The sequence below is a fragment of the Novosphingobium sp. AAP93 genome (genome assembly GCF_001296055.1).
Lineage (GTDB): Bacteria > Pseudomonadota > Alphaproteobacteria > Sphingomonadales > Sphingomonadaceae > Novosphingobium.
The window spans coordinates 1-19784 of record NZ_LJHZ01000092.1; the positions used below are offsets into that span (position 1 = coordinate 1).

The 19784-nt window shown below is 66.3% G+C and carries 14 protein-coding genes; 12 read left to right on the plus strand and 2 right to left on the minus strand.

Translation table 11 applies throughout. The features are described 5' to 3' along the window. Positions 1-165: 165 nt before the first annotated feature. Positions 166-1020: a 3,4-dihydroxyphenylacetate 2,3-dioxygenase gene (locus IP83_RS13735; RefSeq protein ID WP_054122798.1), complete on the minus strand. Its 855-nt coding sequence runs from the start codon at positions 1018-1020 to the stop codon at positions 166-168. Between the two features lie 141 nt (positions 1021-1161). Here IP83_RS13735 and IP83_RS13740 point away from each other — a divergent pair, with 141 nt between their 5' ends. The 3 genes from IP83_RS13740 to IP83_RS13750 are packed head-to-tail and all read left to right on the plus strand — an operon-like array spanning position 1162 to position 5248. Next, entirely contained in the window at positions 1162-2427 is a 1266-nt protein-coding gene (locus IP83_RS13740) for a cytochrome P450 (RefSeq protein ID WP_054122799.1), read from the plus strand. A gap of 11 nt (positions 2428-2438) precedes the next feature. Next, positions 2439-3779, plus strand: coding sequence for a glutamine synthetase family protein (locus IP83_RS13745; protein ID WP_082364702.1), 1341 nt, complete (start codon positions 2439-2441; stop codon positions 3777-3779). An 8-nt stretch (positions 3780-3787) separates the two neighbouring features. After that, complete coding sequence (locus IP83_RS13750; protein ID WP_054122801.1) at positions 3788-5248, plus strand: aldehyde dehydrogenase family protein; 1461 nt, start codon at positions 3788-3790, stop codon at positions 5246-5248. Here the strand turns inward: IP83_RS13750 and IP83_RS13755 are convergent. Beyond that, positions 5245-5874 (minus strand): TetR/AcrR family transcriptional regulator, encoded by a 630-nt coding sequence (locus IP83_RS13755; protein WP_231625054.1) that lies wholly within the window; start codon positions 5872-5874, stop codon positions 5245-5247. The genes IP83_RS13750 and IP83_RS13755 overlap by 4 nt on opposite strands. A 175-nt stretch (positions 5875-6049) precedes the next feature. Between IP83_RS13755 and IP83_RS13760 the strand changes: the two genes are divergently transcribed. The 9 genes from IP83_RS13760 (at position 6050) to IP83_RS13800 (ending at position 19743) form a co-directional block, all read left to right on the plus strand. Next, positions 6050-7228 carry an amine dehydrogenase large subunit gene (locus tag IP83_RS13760; protein WP_054122802.1) on the plus strand — a complete coding sequence of 393 codons (1179 nt, stop codon included), beginning with the start codon at positions 6050-6052 and terminating at the stop codon, positions 7226-7228. Then, complete coding sequence (locus tag IP83_RS13765; RefSeq protein WP_054122803.1) at positions 7228-7731, plus strand: MauE/DoxX family redox-associated membrane protein; 504 nt, start codon at positions 7228-7230, stop codon at positions 7729-7731. Before IP83_RS13760 ends, IP83_RS13765 begins: the two co-directional genes overlap by 1 nt. Next, complete coding sequence (locus IP83_RS13770; protein WP_054122804.1) at positions 7728-8330, plus strand: methylamine dehydrogenase; 603 nt, start codon at positions 7728-7730, stop codon at positions 8328-8330. Before IP83_RS13765 ends, IP83_RS13770 begins: the two co-directional genes overlap by 4 nt. Before the next feature lie 3 nt (positions 8331-8333). Further along, positions 8334-8912 (plus strand): methylamine dehydrogenase light chain, encoded by a 579-nt coding sequence (locus tag IP83_RS13775; protein WP_054122805.1) that lies wholly within the window; start codon positions 8334-8336, stop codon positions 8910-8912. After that, positions 8912-9379, plus strand: a complete 468-nt coding sequence (locus IP83_RS13780) for a cytochrome c (RefSeq protein WP_054122806.1) — start codon at positions 8912-8914, stop codon at positions 9377-9379. The genes IP83_RS13775 and IP83_RS13780 overlap by 1 nt, the downstream gene beginning before the upstream one ends. Further along, positions 9376-9837 carry a cytochrome C gene (locus IP83_RS13785; RefSeq protein WP_156309729.1) on the plus strand — a complete coding sequence of 154 codons (462 nt, stop codon included), beginning with the start codon at positions 9376-9378 and terminating at the stop codon, positions 9835-9837. The genes IP83_RS13780 and IP83_RS13785 overlap by 4 nt, the downstream gene beginning before the upstream one ends. A gap of 40 nt (positions 9838-9877) precedes the next feature. Further along, positions 9878-12100 (plus strand): TonB-dependent receptor, encoded by a 2223-nt coding sequence (locus tag IP83_RS13790; protein ID WP_054122807.1) that lies wholly within the window; start codon positions 9878-9880, stop codon positions 12098-12100. A gap of 56 nt (positions 12101-12156) precedes the next feature. Then, a complete protein-coding gene (locus IP83_RS13795) occupies positions 12157-13800 on the plus strand; it encodes an AMP-binding protein (RefSeq protein WP_054122808.1) in 1644 nt (547 codons plus the stop codon). A gap of 450 nt (positions 13801-14250) precedes the next feature. Continuing rightward, positions 14251-19743 carry an AMP-binding protein gene (locus tag IP83_RS13800; protein WP_197274377.1) on the plus strand — a complete coding sequence of 1831 codons (5493 nt, stop codon included), beginning with the start codon at positions 14251-14253 and terminating at the stop codon, positions 19741-19743. Positions 19744-19784 lie beyond the last annotated feature (41 nt).

Sequence of the window (19784 nt, forward strand, 5' to 3'; positions counted from 1 at the left end):
ACGCCCTCCCCGCAGCGCCAGTGCAGGCGCCGCACCGGTCGCGCGATCACCCTCCCAGCCCGAACACCGCAGCGCCGCGCCCGCAATTCCAACAGCCTCACCCCTTCTTCCCCTCCCCCGCTCGGGGGAGGCCGGGTGGGGGTGCGCGGCGCCAAACGGCAAACCCTACATATCAAACCACACATGCACCTGGCTGGTGCCCGTAGCGTTCTCGTAGTCCGAATACTGCCGCCCCTTCGCCGTCCACTCGCGCCCCCCGCAAGCCGCCGCCATCATCAGGTAATGGCCGAAGCGAGCCTCCGGCGCATGGCGCAGATAGTCCGGCATCGTGTCGATCACTGCCGCATGGTTGCCTTCGGCAAACCACCGCAGCCGCTCCAGATCCGCCTCGCGTGCCTCGGGGCTAGAGATGTGGATCGGGTCCGAAGCCTCATGCTGCGCGATCTGGTCGAACGGCCAGAAGCGGTGGCTCATCGAACCGCTGGCGATCAGCACCACGCGCTTGTCCGATTCGCGGATTGCCTGCCCGATCCCCGCCCCCACGGCGAGGAAGTTGTGCGGCTCGGCCGAATAGGCATGGCTCACCGAGATCCACTGCTCCTTGCCCTGCAGGAAGGTTGAAAGGTTCACGGTGGGGTAGTGCATCGCCAGGTGCGGATCATCGATCGCATTGGTGCGCACGCCATGCTCCGTCGCCCGCTGCGCCATCGCGAAGGCCAGCTCCGGACAGCCCGGAATGTCATAGGGGATCTGCTTCATCCCGCGCGGAAGCTCGTCCGAGGTATAAAGCCCCGTCCGCCGCGCCTGCGCCGCGATGCAGAACTCCACGATGGTGAACCAGTGCGTATCGAACAGCACGATCACATCGGGCTTCAGCACATCGAGCACTTCGCGCTTCAGCCGGTGCAGCCCCGGCACAAGGCTGATCTCCTTGCCCTCGTTGATCTCGAAGCGATCCGCCTCGGACATCATGATGGTCGGCGCATGCGCCACCAGTCCGGCTCCGATGATTGCACCCATGATCGCTGCTCCTGCTTGCGCTAGGCCGCCTCAATAGGCCCGGCCTGCCCGGACAAGAAGAGCCCCACCTCACTCTGTCCGCTTAAGCCAAGTCCCCCCGCCCGCGCCCGCCTAACCCCATAGGCGAACAGGAGAGGTTCCATGTCCTTTGCATTCTCGCGCCAGGCCGACCCGTACGTCGATCTGTCCTCGCTCGATGCCTTCAACGACGGCGCGCCGTTCGAGACCTTTGCCCGCATGCGCCGCGAGGAGCCGATGGCATGGTCCGAAATGACCAGCGGCGAGAAGGGCTTCTGGTCCGTCACCCGCCACGCCGACCTCCTCGAACTCAACCGGCAGGCCGATCTTCTCTCCTCCGCACGCGGTATCCGCATGGAAGACCAGAGCCCCGAGGAAGTCGAGGCGCGCAAGACCTTCCAGGAGACCGACGCGCCGCATCACCGCGGCTTCCGCGCGCTCGTCTCCAAGGCTTTCGCCAAGGGCACCGTCGCCCAGTTCGAGGACCAGATCCGGCAGATCGTCACCGACCTGCTTGATGTCGCGCTGGAGGAAGGCGAGTTCGACGCGGTCGACCGCATCGCCCGGCGCCTTCCCATGCAAATGCTCGCGCAGATCATGGGCGTGCCGCAGGAAGACGGGCCGTGGCTCGTCGAGAAGGGCGATGCACTGATCTCCAACGCAGACCCGGACTACACCGATTTCGTCGTCGACCAGCTCGACGGCGATGCCTACCGCATGCTCCCCTTCCGCTCGCCCGCCGCCGTCGACCTGTTCGACTACGCCAACAAGCTGCTCGACCGCATGGACGCCGGCGAACAGATCGGCGTGCTCAACCTTGTGCGCGAAAAGACCAACAGCGGCACCCAGATGTCGCGCGACGAGTTCCGCAATTTCTTCTGCCTGCTCGTCGCCGCCGGCAACGACACCACCCGCTATTCTATCTCCGCCACGATCCACGCCCTCGCCAACGATCCGTCGCTGTTGAAGCGCCTGCAGTCCGGCGATTTCCACAGCTGGGAAGGCGCGGCGGACGAGATGATCCGCTATGCCTCCCCCACCACCCACTTCCGCCGCACCGCCACCCGCGATTTCACCTTCCACGGCAAGCAGGTGCGCGAAGGCGACAAGGTCCTCCTGTGGTTCATCTCGGGCAACCGCGACGAGACCGCGATCCCCGATCCCTACCGCATCGACCTCGGCCGCGAGCGCAATCCGTTCCTCTCGTTCGGTCAGGGCGGCCCGCATATCTGCCTCGGCATGTGGCTCGCCAAGCTCGAAGTCGCCATCGTCATGCAGGAACTGGCGAAGCGCCTCACCGGCATCGAGCAAGTCAGCGACCACGCCTTTTTGCGCAGCAACTTCATTCACGGCATAAAGCATCTGCCGGTACGCGTGACCGCGCGCTGAAGGGGAGAGAAATGAACCGCATGTCCAAGATCGAGCCCGGTCAGGTGCGCGCCGAAAGCTTCGAACCCAAAGGTTTCGAAAGGTGCCGCATCCTCTTCGCCGACCAATTGAACCTCGCGCGCGGCAAATACGTGCCGATGAGCGAGGCACACAAGGGCCACGCCCGCATGTGCGTCGGCACGTTTGCCGTCACCTATGACAAGCAGTTGGTGGCAGCCCCCGGCGGCGGCCTTCTGACCGGCCTGCCGGACATGGAAGTCACCTTCGACCCTGCCGACCTGCGTCCCTCATGGGAGGCGAACACCCAGATCGCGCTCGGTTCGCTGCGCTTCAAGAACGAGCCCTTCGCGCTGTGCGGCCGCTCCGCCCTCGCCCGCGCGATCGCAGCGTGGCGCGCCAAAGGCCTTGATCCGATGGTCGGCATCGAGATGGAAGCCTATGTCTTCCAGCGCGGCGCAAATGGCGAATGGGTCCCCTATGACACCCCCGGCGGCTTCGTCTACGGCACCGGCCCCTTCGCCGATCCCGCCGGTCTGATCGAGGAAGTCTGGGCCACGGCTGCCGCCTGCGGCATCCCCATCGAGTCGATCAACGCCGAATTCGATGCCCCGCAGTTCGAGCTCACCTTGCGCTTTGCCGACGCGATGAAGGCGGCGGACGATGCCTTCCTGTTCCGCCAGATGGCGCGCGAGGTGCTCTACAAGCGCGGCTACCTGCTTTCCTTCCTGCCCAAACCCTTCGCCGACAAGAGCGGCAGCGGCCTCCATTTCAACCTCAGCTTCACCCAGTCCGACGGCAGCAATGTCTTCGCCAACGACGTAGCATCCGGCACTCTGTCGCCCACCATGCAGGGCGCCATCGCCGGCATGCTGCACCACCACGAAGCGCTCGCCGCCATCATGGCCCCGCTCACCCAGAGCTATGCCCGCCTCCAGCCCGCCAGCCTTTCGGGCTACTGGGCCAACTGGGGCATCGACCACCGCAGCGTCACCGTCCGCGTATCTGCTGAAACAGGCTCTGCCGCCCGCATCGAGCACCGCATGGCCGATTGCGCCGCCAGCCCCTACTTCGCGATGGCCGCCATGCTGCAGGCCGGCCTGCTCGGCCTCGAGAACGGCTACGAACTTCCGCCCGAAGAGCTGAACGACGGTCTCGAAACCATCAGCACCGATCGCCACACCCCGCACGATCTGGGCGCGGCACTCGATGCTTTGGAAGCCGACACGGTGCTCTCCGCCGCCATCGGGCAGGACCTCGTCGACAACTTCATCGCGATCAAGCGCGAGGAAGTGCGCATTCTCGACGGCAAGTCGGCGGAAGAGCAGACCGCCTACTACCTCCACTACATCTGAGAGCCACCATGCCGACCCGCATCGATATCGACGGCGTCTCCGTCTCGCCCGACCATTTCATCGGCGGCGAGCGGGTTTCTTCGCCCGAAACCTTCGAGACTCGCTGCCCCTTCGATTGGGACCGCAAGCTCGCCGATATCGCGCGCGGCAATGCCGAGACCGCCGCCCATGCTGCAGCCGCAGCCACCGCAGCATTTCCGGCATGGGCCGCCCTCAGCGCCGCCGAGCGCGGCGCCTATCTGCACCGGCTGGCGGACCTTATCGAGTCCAATGTCGAAAAGCTGGCCACGGTCGAATGCCTCGACATGGGCATGCTGCTCGAAAGCCTGCGCCTGCGCGTGATCCTGCGCGGCGCCGCCAATTTCCGCAACTATGCCGACCTTGCGACCGCCCACGAGGAACGCGTCTGGTCCTCGCGCGGCACCCTGAACCGCGTCATCCGCATGCCCGCCGGCCCTGCGCTGATCATCACGCCGTGGAACGCGCCCTTCATGCTCTCGACATGGAAATGCGCTCCCGCCCTCGCGGCGGGCAACACGGTCATCCTCAAGCCTGCCGACTGGTCCCCGCTCTCCGCCTCGGTCCTCGCCGACCTGATCGCCGAGGCCGGTTTCCCTGCCGGCGTGTTCAACATCGTCCAGGGCCTCGGCGCCGAACTCGGCAACGCGCTCACCTCCGATCCCCGAATCAAGCGCATCAGCTTCACCGGTTCTGTCCCCACCGCCCGCATCATCGGCAAGGCAGCGGCGGAAAACATCGTGCCTTTCACCGCCGAGCTTGGCGGCAAGTCTCCCCTCCTCGTCTTTGCCGATGCCGATATCGATGCCGCCGCGAAGAAGGCCGCCGGCCAGTTCGACGACAGCGGCCAGGTCTGCATGGCCGGCACCCGCATCATCGTCGAGGAGAGCGTGAAGGACACCTTCCTCGCCAAGTTCCACGCCTATACCGACGCGCATGTCATGGGCGACAGCCGCGATCCCGCGACCACCATGTCCGCCCTGATCCACCCAGTCCACGCGGAGCGCGTCCTCGGTTTCATCGACCGGGCCCGTGCGGCTGGTGACACCATCGTGCGCGGCGGCAAGCGCTTCAAGGAAGGCGCCAACTGGATCGAGCCGACGCTCATCATCCCGAAAGACAACCAGAGCGAAGTCGTCCAGAATGAGGTCTTCGGCCCGGTTCTCACGTTCCAGACGTTCAAGGATGAAGCCGAAGGCGTCATGCTCGCCAACTCCACCGCCTATGGCCTCTCCGGCATCGTCTACACCGGCAGCGAAAGCCGCGCCAATCGTGTCGGCCGGGCGGTGCGCGGCGGCACGGTCTGGGTCAATACCTTCCTCGTGCGCGATCTCACCGCACCGTTCGGCGGCATCGGCATTTCCGGGATCGGCCGCGAGGGCGGCGACTATGCTCTCGATTTCCACTCGGATCTCAAGACGCTGCAGATCCTCGAAGGAAGTGTCGCCTAAGCGGGCTGGAAGCTCCGCACGATGTCGATGAACGAGCGGATCGCGATCTGCTCGACCGCCGGCATCCGCTGCGCAAACGGCATCTCGTACCCGGCGAAGACCGTCAGCCCCTCCATCGAGGCCGAGATGAACAGCGCCACATCGAGCCGGTCCTGCTCCGGCAGATCGGGCCGCATTTCCGCGATGATCTCCACCAGCGGCGCCCGCGCTCGGTCGTAAAGCTCATGCACCCGCTCGTAGACAAACGCGTCATGGTTCGCGAGCGCCCACAGTTCCGGAAACAGCCGCGTCGTCTTCTTGCTGCCAATGTCCTCGATGATCAGGCTGCACAGCCGCGTCAGGCGTTCCTCCGGCTCGAGCCCCGGCGCCTGCACGATCGCGCCGAATTCGACTTCGTAGCTGCTGATCACCGCATTGAGCAGCTCGCGCACCAGATCCTCGCGCGTCGGATAGTGATAGGTAAGATTGCCGAGGCGCATGCCGCAGGCCGCAGCAATCCGCCGCATCGACATCGCGCGATAGCCTTCCTCGATCAGGATATGCAGCGCGGTGCGCAGAATCAGTTCGCGCGTTTCATAGCCCTTGGCATAGCCGCCCTCACGCCCCGGCATGAGCAGGTCGGTCACCAGTTTCGGGATCGCATTCACACAAATCTCCCGCATTTCCGCGCGCAGCAATCGGTGCCTACCGCAAACCCAAATTATGTCCAACGTCCAAAATAGGACAGTTGACAATTTTATTAGGATTGGGCCACTTTGGCACCGGGAAAGCGGGGTCCATCCGCTTTGAAAGGGAAAGATAATGCGGTCCATCGCACCCGTTCTTGCGTCGGCGCTCTATGCATTTGCCGCAATGACTTCGCCGGCCATCGCGGCTGACAAGTTCCCGCAGCCGCTTGCGGAAGAGAGCCTGCCGAGCGTCGCCAAGCTCCCCGCCACCTGGCCGCAGAGCTGGGTGACGATCCACGATTTTCACTTCGGCGCGATCCTCGATGGCCGCGTCGCCGTGGTCGACACCGCCGATCCGGTGCAGCCGCTCAAGGGCCTCGTCCGTGCGGCGCAGTTCGCCAACTTCCTCATCGCGAAGGACAGGGGCGAACTCTATACCACCGAGACTTTCTACAGCCGCCTCACCCGCGGCGAGCGGACCGACGCGATCACCATCTGGGACGCCGCGTCGCTCCAGCCCAAGGGCGAGATCGTGCTCCCCGGCGGCAAGCGCCAGCAGTCGGTGACTTACCCGCACCTGTTCCAGCTGACCAATGGCGGCAAGTGGGCGCTCGTCGCCAACTTCACCCCCGCCCAGTCGGTCACGGTCGTCGATCTTGCCGCGCGCAAGGTGCTGAACGAGATCGACCTCCCCGGCTGCGCGCAGATCTACCCCACCGGGAGCAGCGGCTTCACCAGCCTCTGCGCCGATGGCTCGCTGTTCAGCGTCACGCTTGATGCGAACGGCGCGGCAGCCTCGTCGAAGTCGGTGCCCAAGGTGCAGGATATCGACAACCAGCCCCTGTTCAGCACCCCCGCGATGGTGGGCACGACGGCGTGGTTCGTCAGCTTCCACGGCATGGTGCAGGGCTTCGATCTTTCTGGCCCTGTCGCCAAGCCTCTCCCCGGCAGCTTCAGCGTCGGCACGGCAGACGGCGGCGCGCCCGAATGGCGCCCCGGCGGCTGGCAGGTCATCAACGCCGATGCGGCGGGCAAGCTCTATGTGCTGATGAGCCCCTACGGCCAGGAAGGCACCCACAAGGACGGCGGCACCGAAGTCTGGGTCGTCGACCCCATCAAGAAGGCCCGCACCTTGCGCATTGCGCTCAAGGGCCAGACGCTCGCCATCGCGGTGACCAAGGAGAGCACGCCGCACCTTGTGGCGGCGCAGGCCAGTGGCGCGATCGACATCTATGACGCGGCGACCGGCGCTTTCGTCCGCTCGCTCGGCGCGACGGTGGCGGCCAATCCGATCCTGATCCAGGTGCCCTGATGGCGGCGCTCGCCCTTTTCTGCGCGGCGCTGCTCGCGGCCTCGGCGCTGCACAAAGTGCTGGCGCGGGCGCGCATGATCGAGGCGACCGCGCGGCTCACCGGCGTCAGTCCGGTTCCGGCACAGTTGCTGCTGATCCACGCGGGCACGCTGGAACTCGTAGCCGCAGGCTGCCTGCTTGTCCCGCCGCTGCGCACCGCGGGCGCCGTCATCGCCGCGCTGGTCTGGGCTGCCTATGCGCTTGCCCTCCTGCGCCGCCGGGGCGAGACGCTCGACTGCGGCTGCGACCTTGCCGCGCGCAGCAAGCCGGTTTCCACCGCGCTCGTGCTGCGCGCAGCCGGCCTTGCGGTGCTCGCAGCAATCGTCGCGGTCCTGCCCGATGCCCCCTTCACGCTCGACGCGCCCTTTGCCGCAGCTGGGCTCCTCGCACTCTACCTCGGCGCCAGCGAACTGCTCGCCATCCCCGCCCCGCATTGGAAACCCTCATTGGGGAAGGCCGCATGATGCTGACAAGCCAGATCCTCCTCTGGACCGCCGTGATCGTCCAGGCCCTGCTGATTGCTGCACTCGCGCGGCAGGTCGGCATCCTGCACGAGCGGATCGCTCCCGCCGGCGCGCTGACCCTGCACCAGAAGGTCGCGCTCGGCGAAAAGGCGACGCCGATGACGCTCGCCGACATGAACGGCGTCGGCATTGCCATCGGCGGACAGCGCCAGGGCCGCAGCCAGTTGCTGTTCTTCGCCTCGCCCGATTGCCCGATGTGCAAGTCGCTGCTCCCCATCGTGCGCAGCGCCGCGCGCGCCGAAGCGGGCTGGCTCGACATCGTCGTCGCGGGCGACGGGGGCAAGCCCGGCTATCTCGCGATGGTGCGCGACCACGGCCTCGAAAGCCTGCCAGTCGTGCTCTCCGAAGCGCTCGGACGCGCCTTCGGCGTCTCCAAGCTGCCCTATGCGGTGCTGCTCGACGAGGAAGGCCGCGTCGCCTCGCTCGGCCTCGTCAACAGCCGCGAACATCTCGAAAGCCTCTTCGAGGCAAAGGAGCGGGGCGTCGCCTCGATCCAGGACTATCTGGCCCGCCGCCAACATAACCATCAGGAGGCCTGACCCATGGCGCGTTTCGACAAGATCACCGAAAACCTCGCGCGCGGGATCGCCCGGGGCACTTCGCGCCGCTCGCTGCTGGCGTGGCTCGGCGCCGGGATGACGGGCGCCGCCTCGATCCCGCTCCTCCCGGTCGCCCGCGCCGCCACGCCCCCTGCCCCGGAAGCGCCGCACGGCCCCCATGGCGCCGGCGCCGCCCGGCCTGCCATCATCTCCGGGCTCGAACAGGACCCCGGCGACCGCGCGAGCTGCGACTACTGGCGCTACTGCGCGATCGACGGCTTCCTCTGCTCGTGCTGCGGCGGTTCGGTCAACACCTGCCCGCCGGGTACCGAGATGTCGCCCATCACCTGGATCGGTACCTGCACGAACCCGGCCGACGGCCGCGCCTATGTGATCAGCTACAACGATTGCTGCGGCGTTTCCTCGTGCGGCCAGTGCCTGTGCAACCGCAACGAAGGCGACCGCCCGCAGGTCCGCCCGCAGTCGAACAACGACTACAACTGGTGCCTCGGCTCGGAGAGCTCGGTATACAATTGCTCGGTGGCCGCGGTCATCGGCGTTGCGCTTCCGGCGGCCAAGTGATGCGCGCGTCTCTCCTCGCCATCGGGGTTGGCGCAGCGGCGCTTGCTGCGCTGACGCTGCCGGTCCATGCCGCAGCGGACGGCGCCGCGATCTATGGTCGGTGCGCGGCCTGCCACACCAAGACCGGCGCAGGCGTCCCCGGCGTTTTCCCACCGCTCGGCGAAGACTTCCGCGTCATGGCTTCCAGCGAAGCGGGTCGCCGCTACCTGACGCTGGTCGTCACGCGCGGGGTCAGCGGCCCGATCAAGGTCGGCGGCAAGCCCTACGCCGGGGTCATGCCCGCGCAGGCGACGCTTGACGATGCCTCGGTCGCGGCGGTGCTCAACCACGTCGGCACCGAGATCGCCAAGACCGGCCCCGAGTTCAAGCCATTCGCCGAAGCCGAAGTCGCAGGCATCCGCGCCGGCGGCGCTGCGCTTTCCGCGCAGGATGTCGGCAAGCTCCACGCTGCGGCAGGCGGCCAATGAAGCCCGGCCGCCTCGCCCTGCTGATCGCGCTCCCGCTCGCGGCGGGCGCGGTTGTGAAGGCGGACGAGGCGGCCATCCCGGGCGTGCGCGATGCCTACCAAGCGCGCACTGACTATCAGCTCAAGTGCCAGGGCTGCCACCGGCCCGATGGCAGCGGCGACGATCACTCCAACCCGCCGATGAAAGGCATTGTCGCCCGCTTCCTCAGCGTTCCGGGCGGGCGGGAATTCATCGGCCGCGTACCGGGTGTCGCCACTGTGGATCTTCCTGATGACCGTTTGGCCAATCTGGTAAATTGGACCATATACAAGTTCGATCCGGCCCACCTGCCGCAAGACTTCAGGCCCTACACGGCCGAAGAAATCGGACGTCTTCGCCAGAACCCGCTCCGGCTCGAACGTGCCGCCACAAGAGCACGACTGGTGGCCGGTTTTGCCAAGACGCATTCCGAACAATGAGAATACTCGGGGAAATTTGAACAGAAGCGAGGGAACAATCATGAGGACCGTCTATCTTTCCAGCGCCGCGCTGGTCGCCCCGTTGGCGCTGATGCTCGCGGCGCAGCCCGCGTTCGCCCAGCAGGCTCCGCAAACCGCGCAAGCCGAAACCGCAACCGATGCGGGCGAAAGCGGCGAGATCGTCGTGACCGCCGCCAAGCGTTCGGAAAACCTGCAGTCGGTGCCGATTTCGGTGTCGGCGATCGGCGGCGAAGCGCTGGCCAAGTCGCGCATCACCAGCGTGGATAGCCTCGTCAACAAGGTCGCCAACCTCCAGCTCACCTCGACCGTGGGCGACAACACACCGATCTTCGCGCTGCGCGGCGTCTCGATGTCGGACTTCAGCCTCAACCAGTCGAGTCCGGTCGCGACCTATTACGACGAAGTCTACAAGGGCAACTTCGCGTTCCTTGGCATCGCGCTCTACGATATCGAGCGCGTCGAAGTGCTCCGCGGCCCGCAGGGCACGCTCTACGGCAAGAACACCACCGGCGGCGCGGTCAACCTCATCAGCCGCGATGCCAAGCTTGGCGAGACGAGCGGCTATTTCAACGCCGGCTACGGCAACTATAACCGCGTCGATCTCAATGGCGCGGTCAACGTGCCGCTGGGCGAGAAGGCCGCGCTGCGTGTCGCCGGCACCTTCGCCAAGGCCGATGGCTGGTTCAAGAACGTCAACCCGGGCTTCCCCGATCTCGCCAGCACCGATGAATGGGGCATCCGCGGCACGCTGAAACTCGAGCCCAGCGACCGCCTCAAGATCACGCTGCGTGCCTCGCACAGCTTCCAGAACCCTCAGAACTACGGCATCTACGCGCAGCCCGAAGCGGTCAACCGCCCGGGCCTCAGCCAGTTCCAGATCGACTCCAACGTGCCGACCAAGCGCCGCGCCGTGACGACCTCGGTCGCGCTCACGGTGAACTACGATGTCTCCGATACGCTCGCGATCACCAGCATCACCAGCTATGACAAGGGCACGCTGTTCTTCAAGGAAGACACCGACGGCATCCGCGCGCAGAATCTTGAGGTGCCCTACTTCGATCGCGCCAGCCAGTTCGCGCAGGACTTGCGCCTGACCAGCGACACCGGCGGTCCGTTCGACTTCATCGTCGGCGCCTATTTCAACCGCGAGAAGGTGTTCAACGAGACCACGCTCGAAGTCTTCAACGGCACCGACGCCAACAGTGACGGCGTGATCAACGCACAGGATTGCGCCGACGCCCTGCCGGTCGCCTGCAAGATCCGCAACCAGTTCGATCAGGTGAAGAAGAGCTTCGCGCTCTACACCGACCTCAAGTACAAGCTGACCGACGCGCTGACGCTGCGCGGCGGCCTGCGCTACACCCACGACACCGGCGCGCAGACCGGCTTCAAGTCCGACGCGCTCGGCGTCGACGACAGCTTCGTCGCCAACCTGATCCCGCTCTCGGACCTGCGCTTCACGCAGAACAACGTCTCGGGCAAGATCGGCATCGACTACAAGCTGGCGAGCGGCGACCTGCTCTACGCCAGCGTGAGCCGCGGCTACCGCGCGCCGAGCTTCAATGCGCAGGCCTTCTTCGCACCGGTCGAGCTCGGCGTCGCCAAGGCCGAACAGGTCACCTCCTTCGAAGCCGGCGCCAAGACCCAGTTCTGGGATCGCCGCATCACGCTCAACATGGCGGCGTTCTACTACAACTACAAAAACCAGCAGTTCATCAACGTGAACCCGGCGGATGCCTCGCAGCAGCTGCTCAACATCCCCAAGTCCAGGCTCTATGGCGGTGAAGTCGAGCTGACGGTCCGCCCGAGCGACACCTTCACCTTCCACGGCGGGCTGGGCCTGCTCTCGACCCGGATCCAGCAGGGCATCGTCAGCGGCGTCAACGTCGCGGGCAACCGCCTCTCGAACGCGCCGACGCTCACCTTCAACGCCAGCTTCGACTGGACGATGGTGCAGGGCAAGTTCGGCGCGATCTCGTTCCACCCCGAAGTGGCCTACCAGTCGAGCCAGTTCTTCGAGAACATCAACATCCCGCGCCTGCGCCAGACCTCGTACGCCCTCTTCGGCGGGCACCTTGACTGGAACAGCAGCGACGGGCGCTACAGCATCTCGGCCTGGGCGCGCAATCTGGGCAACAAGTTCTACTTCACCTCGCGCATCGACCTGACCGGCTTCGGTCTGGACTACAACCACATCGGCAATCCGCGGATGTACGGCGTGACCGCGGGCGTGAAGTTCTGATCTGAAAACAAGCGGCGGGAGAGGCCGGACAAGGCTTCCCCGCCCGGGAGAGGACCATGCCTGGCAGCGCGCTGTCCTATGCCAAGGGGTCGACCGCGACACCCCTGCTCGACGTGACTATCGGGGAGGCCCTGCGCGAGGCCGCCGCGCGCTGGCCCGATGGCTTGGCCCTTGCGTCATGCCATCAGGGCCAGCGCTATTCGTGGGCCGCGCTCGATGCCGCAGTAGATCAGGTGGCAACCGGTCTGCTGCAGCTTGGCGTCAACAAGGGGGACCGCGTCGGCATCTGGGCGCCCAACTGCGCGGAATGGACGCTGATCCAGTTCGCCACCGCAAGGATCGGTGCCATCCTCGTCACGATCAACCCGGCCTACCGGGTCAACGAAGTCGAGTACGCGCTGAACAAGGTCGGCTGCAGCTTGCTCGTCACCGCCGCCCGCTTCAAGACCAGCGACTACCTCGCCATGCTGCGCGAGATCGGCCGCGATCGCCTGCCGCACCTGCGCAGCATCGTCACCATCGGACCGGAAACGCACCCCGGTTTCCTGCCGTGGCAGGCCCTCCTCGCGCCCGCCGATCGGCAAGCACTGGAACGCGCCGCCGCCGCGCTCGGGCCGGACGATGCTATCAACATCCAGTTCACCAGCGGCACCACCGGCTTCCCCAAGGGCGCGACGCTCACCCACCGCAATATCCTGAACAACGGCTACTTCACCGCGCAGACGATTGCGCTGACCGCAGCAGACCGCATCTGCATTCCCGTGCCGCTCTACCACTGCTTCGGAATGGTGCTGGGCAACATGGCCGCGCTCACCAGCGGCGCGGCGATGGTCTATCCGGGCGAGGCGTTCGATCCCGCCACCGTGCTGCAGGCGGTCGAGGCCGAAGGCTGCACCGCGCTCTACGGCGTGCCGACCATGTTCATCGCCGTGCTCGGCCGGCCGGAACTGGAGACGACCGACGTCTCCACGCTCCGCACCGGGATCATGGCGGGCTCCCCCTGCCCGGTCACCGTCATGCGGCAAGTCATCGACAAGCTCGGCATGCGCGAGGTGACCATCGGCTACGGCATGACGGAGACGAGCCCGCTCACCACCCAGACCGCCGTCGACGATCCGCTGGAAGAGCGCGTCGGCACCGTCGGGCGCGTCCATCCCCATGCTGAAGCCAAGATCGTCGGGCCGGACGGGCAGACGCTGCCCATCGGCGAGCAGGGCGAATATTGCTCGCGCGGCTATGCCGTCATGCTCGGCTACTGGGACGATCCGGCCAAGACCGCCGAGGCCATCGACGCCGAGGGCTGGATGCATTCGGGCGATCTCGCGACGATGGACGCCAAGGGCTACGTGCGCATCACCGGCCGCATCAAGGACATGATCATCCGCGGCGGCGAGAACATCTACCCGCGCGAAATCGAGGAGTTCCTCCTCACCCACCCGCACATCGCCGATGCGCAAGTCTTCGGCGTCAGCGACACAAAGTACGGCGAGGAAGTCTGCGCCTGGGTGATCGCCCGCGCCGGGGCCATGCTGGAGGCCGAGCACGTGCTCGAACACTGCCGCGGCCGCATCGCGCACTACAAGGTTCCGCGCCATGTCCGCGTCGTCGAAAGCTTCGCGATGACGGTCACCGGCAAGGCGCAGAAGTTCGAGATGCGGCGGATGATGGAGACCGAACTCGGGGTTGCGGCAGGCCGATAGCGCCGGAATGTGCGTCCATGCTGCAACAGGCAGCGTTATTCGTTCGGCGCGTCGCACATGCCCCAAGGGGCATTGAAAATCGCATTTGCTAACCGCCCGTAGCTGTTTCGGTGCTTTCACCGTCGCTGCAGCTCCGCACCGAACCGCTTCACGCAGCGTTACATTCTGGAAAAAATCTCGTCACTTATCCTGTGGATAACCGCACGAAAACGACTTGCCACGACATTTGCCCTACGAACCAATATGGTTCCAATGGACGCGCGGCGGCGAACCAGACTGCTCAATAGGGCCGTTTCGGTCATACTGCGGGAAACAAACGATATTTCCTGTTACACGCGATTTTTCGCAGTTTCTTGCGGGTTTCAGCCCTTTTGGGTGATGATATTGCCAAGCCTCGCGCAATGAGGCTCCCTACCTTTTGTAACACAAGAAGGGAGAGGCGATTCGGTCATGACCGAGGCCCAGATCATCGAGAGGGCCCCGCAGGCCGAGATCAATCCGGTGCGCACAGCTGCGGATTGGGAAGCCATGCGCGCTGCCGCGCTCGCCGATCCCGGCGCCTTCCATGGCGACATCGCCGCCCGGCGCATCCACTGGTTCGTCGCCAATTGTGGCCCCGATGGCGCCTGGCTCACCCGCAATGATGCAGGCGCCTGGAGCGGCTGGGACGCCGCCACCGGCGCCCCCGTCACGCCTGAACTCCCGGCCAGCTTCGTCCCCTGGACCAAGGCCTTCGACGACAGCACCCCGCCGCACTGGCGCTGGTTCACTGGCGCCCGCACCAACGCCGCTTTCAATGAGATCGACCGCCATGTCCTTTCGGGACACGGCGCCGAACCCGCGCTGATTTTCGAAGGCGACCGCTGGGACATGGCGGCGGACGGCGGGCGCGGCGCGCCGGTCGATACCTTCACCGTCACCCGCAAGCGCCTGCTGCTCGAAGTGGCCAAGTGCGCCGTTGCGCTCGAAGACCTCGGCCTCAAGGCGGGTGACCGCATCGCGCTCAACATGCCGTCGATCGTGCCGCAGATCTTCTGGACCGAAGCGGCCAAGCGGCTCGGCATTGTCTACACCGCCGTGTTCGGCGGCTTCAGCGACAAGACCTTGTCCGACCGCATCGCCGATGCCGGTGCGCGCGTGATCGTCACATCGGACGGCAGCTACCGCAACGCGCAGGTTGCCGCGTTCAAGACGGCCTATACCGACCCGGCGCTCGACAACTACGTGACGGTCATGACCGCGCTGTCCGTTCTCGCCGCGACCGACTTCGGCCTGCCCGCCGAGGATGCTGCCGTCATCACCGATACCGTCGCCGAAACGCTGGCGGGCGAAGTCACCGTCGAACGCTCCGACGTCATGCGCGGCGTCGGCCGTGCCCTTATCAAGCTGGGCGAAACCGGCCGCATCGGTTCCAGCGATGCCGCCCGCGTCCGCCTTGCCATTGCTTCCAGCCTCGTCACCCTGCCCCCGCGCGTCGATACCGTGATCGTCGTGCGCCACACCGCGCAGCCCGATATCGTGTGGCGTGAAGAGCGCGACCGCTGGAGCCACGAGCTGACCGACGCCGCGCTGGAGACGATCCTCCAGAAGGCCGGTGTCGCCAGCGAGGAAGCCCTGCTTGCGCTCCCCGACGCCGATTTCGTCCGCGCCATCTGGGCGAGTTCCAAGCCGCTTGCCGTCGATTCCGAATACCCGCTGTTCTTCATCTACACCTCGGGCTCGACCGGAAAGCCCAAGGGCATCGTCCACGTCCATGGCGGCTATACCGCCGGGATCGCGGAATCGATGCGGGTCGCCTTCGACGCACGCCCCGGCGACACGATCTTCGTCGTCGCCGATCCGGGCTGGATCACCGGGCAGAGCTATCAGATTTCCGCCTCGCTTCTCAGCCGCGTCACCACGGTCGTCTCCGAAGGTTCGCCGGTCTTCCCGCACGCGGGCCGCTTCGCCTCGATGATCGAGCGCCACAAGGTGACGATCTTCAAGGCGGGCGTCACCTTCTTGAAGTCGATTATGTCGGACCCGTCGAACCTCGCCGACGTCCAACGTTATGACATGAGCCACCTGCGCGTCGCCACGTTCTGCGCCGAGCCGACCTCACCCTCCGTGCAGGCCTTCGGCATGGAGCATGTGACCCGGCAATACATCAACTCCTACTGGGCGACCGAGCACGGCGGCATTGCCTGGACGCATTTCTACGGCAACGCGGACTATCCGCTGAAGGCCGATGCCCACGCCTTCCCGCTGCCGTGGATCGTCGGCGATGTGTGGGTCGAGGACGAGAACGCCGTGCCCGGCAAGACCCCCTTCACCCGCACCGGCAGCGAAGGCGTCACCTGGCGCCGCGCCGAACCGGGCGAGAAGGGCGAGATCGTCATTGCCGCCCCCTACCCCTATCTCGCCCGCACCATCTGGGGCGATGTCGCAAACTTCCACGTCAAGGACGGCAGCGTTCAAGGTGACTGGAAGGGCGATGCGGGGCGCTGGGTCGGTGGTTACTGGAACCGCTGGCAGGGCAGCTGGGCCTATACCCAGGGCGATTTCGCCATCGCGCACCCCGATGGCTCGTTCTCGTTCCATGGCCGCTCGGATGACGTCATCAACGTCTCGGGCCACCGCATGGGCACCGAGGAAATCGAAGGCGCGGTCCTGCGCGACAAGGCGCTCGATCCCAATTCTCCGGTCGGCAACGTCCTCGTCGTCGGCGCACCGCATCGCGAGAAGGGGCTGACCCCGCTCGCGTTCGTGGTCCCCGTTGCGGGCCGCAAGCTCACCGAGGAAGACCGCCAGCGCCTGTTCAACCTTGTCCGCACCGAAAAGGGCGCGGTCGCGGTTCCGGCGGATTTCATCGAAGTCAGCCAGTTCCCCGAAACGCGTTCGGGCAAGTACATGCGCCGCATGGTCCGCGCGCTGGTCGAGGGCGGCGATCTGGGTGACGTCACCACCCTGCGCAACCCGGAAAGCCTGACCGAGCTCAAGACCGCGATCGACGCATGGCAGCGCCAGCAGCGTCTGTCCGAAGAGCAGTCGCTGTTCGAGCGCTATCGCTACTTCCTCATTCAATACAACGCGGTCGCCCCCGGCAAGCGCGTCGCCACGGTCACCGTCACCAACGCCCCGGTCAACGCGCTCAACGAGCGCGCGATCGACGAACTCGTCATCGTGGTCGATCACCTCAGCCGCAAGGACGATGTTGTCGCAGTCGTGTTCACCGGCGAAGGCACAAGCTCGTTCGTTGCGGGCGCGGATATCCGGCAGATGCTGGAGGAGATCCACAGCCACGACGAAGCGACGGTGCTGCCCAACAACGCGCAGCTTGCTTTCCGCAAGATCGAGCTGATGGGCAAGCCGTGCATCGCGGCGGTGCAAGGTGTTGCGCTCGGCGGCGGGATGGAATTCGCGCTGGCCTGCCATGTCCGCGTGGCGGAAACGACGGCTCGCTTTGGCCAGCCCGAAATCCGCCTGCGCCTGCTTCCGGGCTATGGCGGCACGCAGCGCCTCCCCCGCCTGCTGGCCGACCGGCACGGCGCGACGGGCGTGCGCGATGCGCTCGATCTGATCCTCGGCGGCCGCAGCATCGATGCGGCACAGGCTGAGGCCATCGGCCTTGTCGATGCGCTCGCCGATGGCCCCCGCGATGCCCTTACCGAAGCCCACGCGATGGTCCGCGATTGGGTGAAGCGCGGCGCAGACAGCCCGCTCGGCAAGGCCTTCGCCGCGCGCGAGGAAGCGACGATGGGGTGGGAGAAGCCCTCCACAGTCGATCTCGACGCCGTGCTCACTGACGATTTCCTCCAGCGCATCCTGCGCCAGCTCGACTGGGCCGGACGCGGCAAGGCGGGCGAGCGCGCGCTCGATGCAGTCCGCACCGGCCTTGCCTCGGGCATGTCCGCCGGTCTCGCCCGCGAGGCGGCGCTGTTCGCCGAAGCCATTGTCGATCCCGAAGGCGGCAAGACCGGCATCCGCCAGTTCATGGACAAGGTCGCGCCCCCGCTCCCCGTCCGCCGCGACGGCGTGTGGATCGACAGCGAGCACGAGAGCCGCGCCGCGCAGCTGGAAGCGAATGGCGACCTGCTCCCCGTCGGCGCGCCGTTCTACCCCGGCGTCACCGCGATCCCGCCCTACCAGTATGCCTTCGGCATCGCCCGCGATCCCGATACCGGCGCCCCACGCTTCGGCCCGCCCGCGACGCATGAGAAGGAACTGATCGTCAAGGTGCCCGAGCCCGCGCCCAACGAAGCGCTGCTTTACATGCTGACCAGCGAGGTCAACTTCAACGACATCTGGGCGCTCACCGGCATTCCCGTCTCGCCCTTCGATGCGCATGAGGAGGACGTGCAGATCACCGGCTCGGGCGGCATCGCGCTCGTCGCCGCGCTCGGCAGCGAGACGCGCGCCGAGGGTCGCATCAAGGTCGGCGATCTCGTCACCGTCTATTCGGGCACCAATGATCTGCTCTCGCCCGCGGTCGGCAACGACCCGATGTACGCGGACTTCTCGATCCAGGGCTACGAGACCGAGACCGGCAGCCACGCGCAGTTCCTGACCGTGCAGGCCCCGCAGATGCACAAGGTGCCGCCGAACCTCACGCTGGAGCAGGCGGGCAGCTATGTGCTCAACCTCGGCACGATCTCGCGCTGCCTGTTCACCACGCTGCAGATCGCACCGGGCCGCACGCTCTTCGTCGAAGGCGCGGCCACCGGCACTGGCCTCGACGCTCTGCGCTCCTCGGTCCGCACCGGCCTGCAGGTCACGGGTCTCGTCTCCAGCCCGGACCGCGCCGCCTTCATCACCGGCCAGCAGGGCGCGGTCGGTGCGATCAACCGCAAGGACCCGCGCTTTGCGGCGCTCTACACCACGGTGCCGGAAGACAAGGCCGAAGCGCAGCGCTGGGAAGCGGCTGGCGCGCCGCTGATCGAGGAATACAAGGCGCTCAACGGCGGCAAGCTGGCGGACTATGTCGTCAGCCACGCCGGCGAAACCGCCTTCCCGCGCAGCTTCCAGCTTCTGGCCGAGGGCGGTACGCTGGCGTTCTACGGCGCCTCCTCGGGCTATCACTTCAGCTTCATGGGCAAGCCCGGCACGGCGAGCCCAGAGGAAATGCTGCGCCGCGCCGCGCTGCGCGGCGGCGAGGCGGTACTGATCTACTACGGCCCCGGCTCGGACGCGCTGCTGGACGACATGGGTCTCGAGATCATCGAAGCCGCGCGCCGCTTCAATGCCCGCAGCGTCGTCGCGACGACAACGGACGGCCAGCGCGAATTCCTCGGCTCGCTCGGTCTCGAGGATGCCATCGAAGGCATCGTCAGCCTCGAATCCATCCGCCGCCGCGAGGGCGACAACTTCCTCTGGCCCGACACGATGCCGCGCCTGCCCGATGCCAAGGTCGACATCGAAGTCTTCAAGGCGGCGGTGCGCGACTATCAGGACCGCGTGATGAAGCCGTTCGGCTCGGCCATCGGCAAGATCCTGCGCTCGGCGGACAATCCGCGCGGCGCGCCCGATCTGGTGTTCGAGCGCCCGGGTCAGGACACGCTCGGCGTCTCGACCTCGCTGGTGAAGCCCTTCACCGGCCGCGTCGTCTTCGCCGAGGACTGCGCGGGCAGCCGCTTCACCTTCTACGCGCCGCAGGTCTGGACCCGCCAGCGCAAGATCCTGATGCCCACCGCCTCGATCCTCGGCACGCACTTGTGCAACGCCTTCGAAGTCGCGCGCATGAACGACATGATCGCCGCGGGCCTGCTCGAAGTTACCGAGCCCGAAGTCGTCTCGTGGGACGGCCTTCCCGAAGCGCACCAGTCGATGTGGGACAACCGCCATTCGGGCGCGACCTATGTCGTCAACCACGCCCTCCCCGCTATGGGCCTGCGCAGCCGCGATGCGCTGCTCGAGGCTTGGGCCGTCCTTGGGGCCTTGACCGAAGCGGAGGGCGCCGATGCATAGACCAAAGAGTCCGCATTAGCGGCACCCCCACCTCCCGCTGC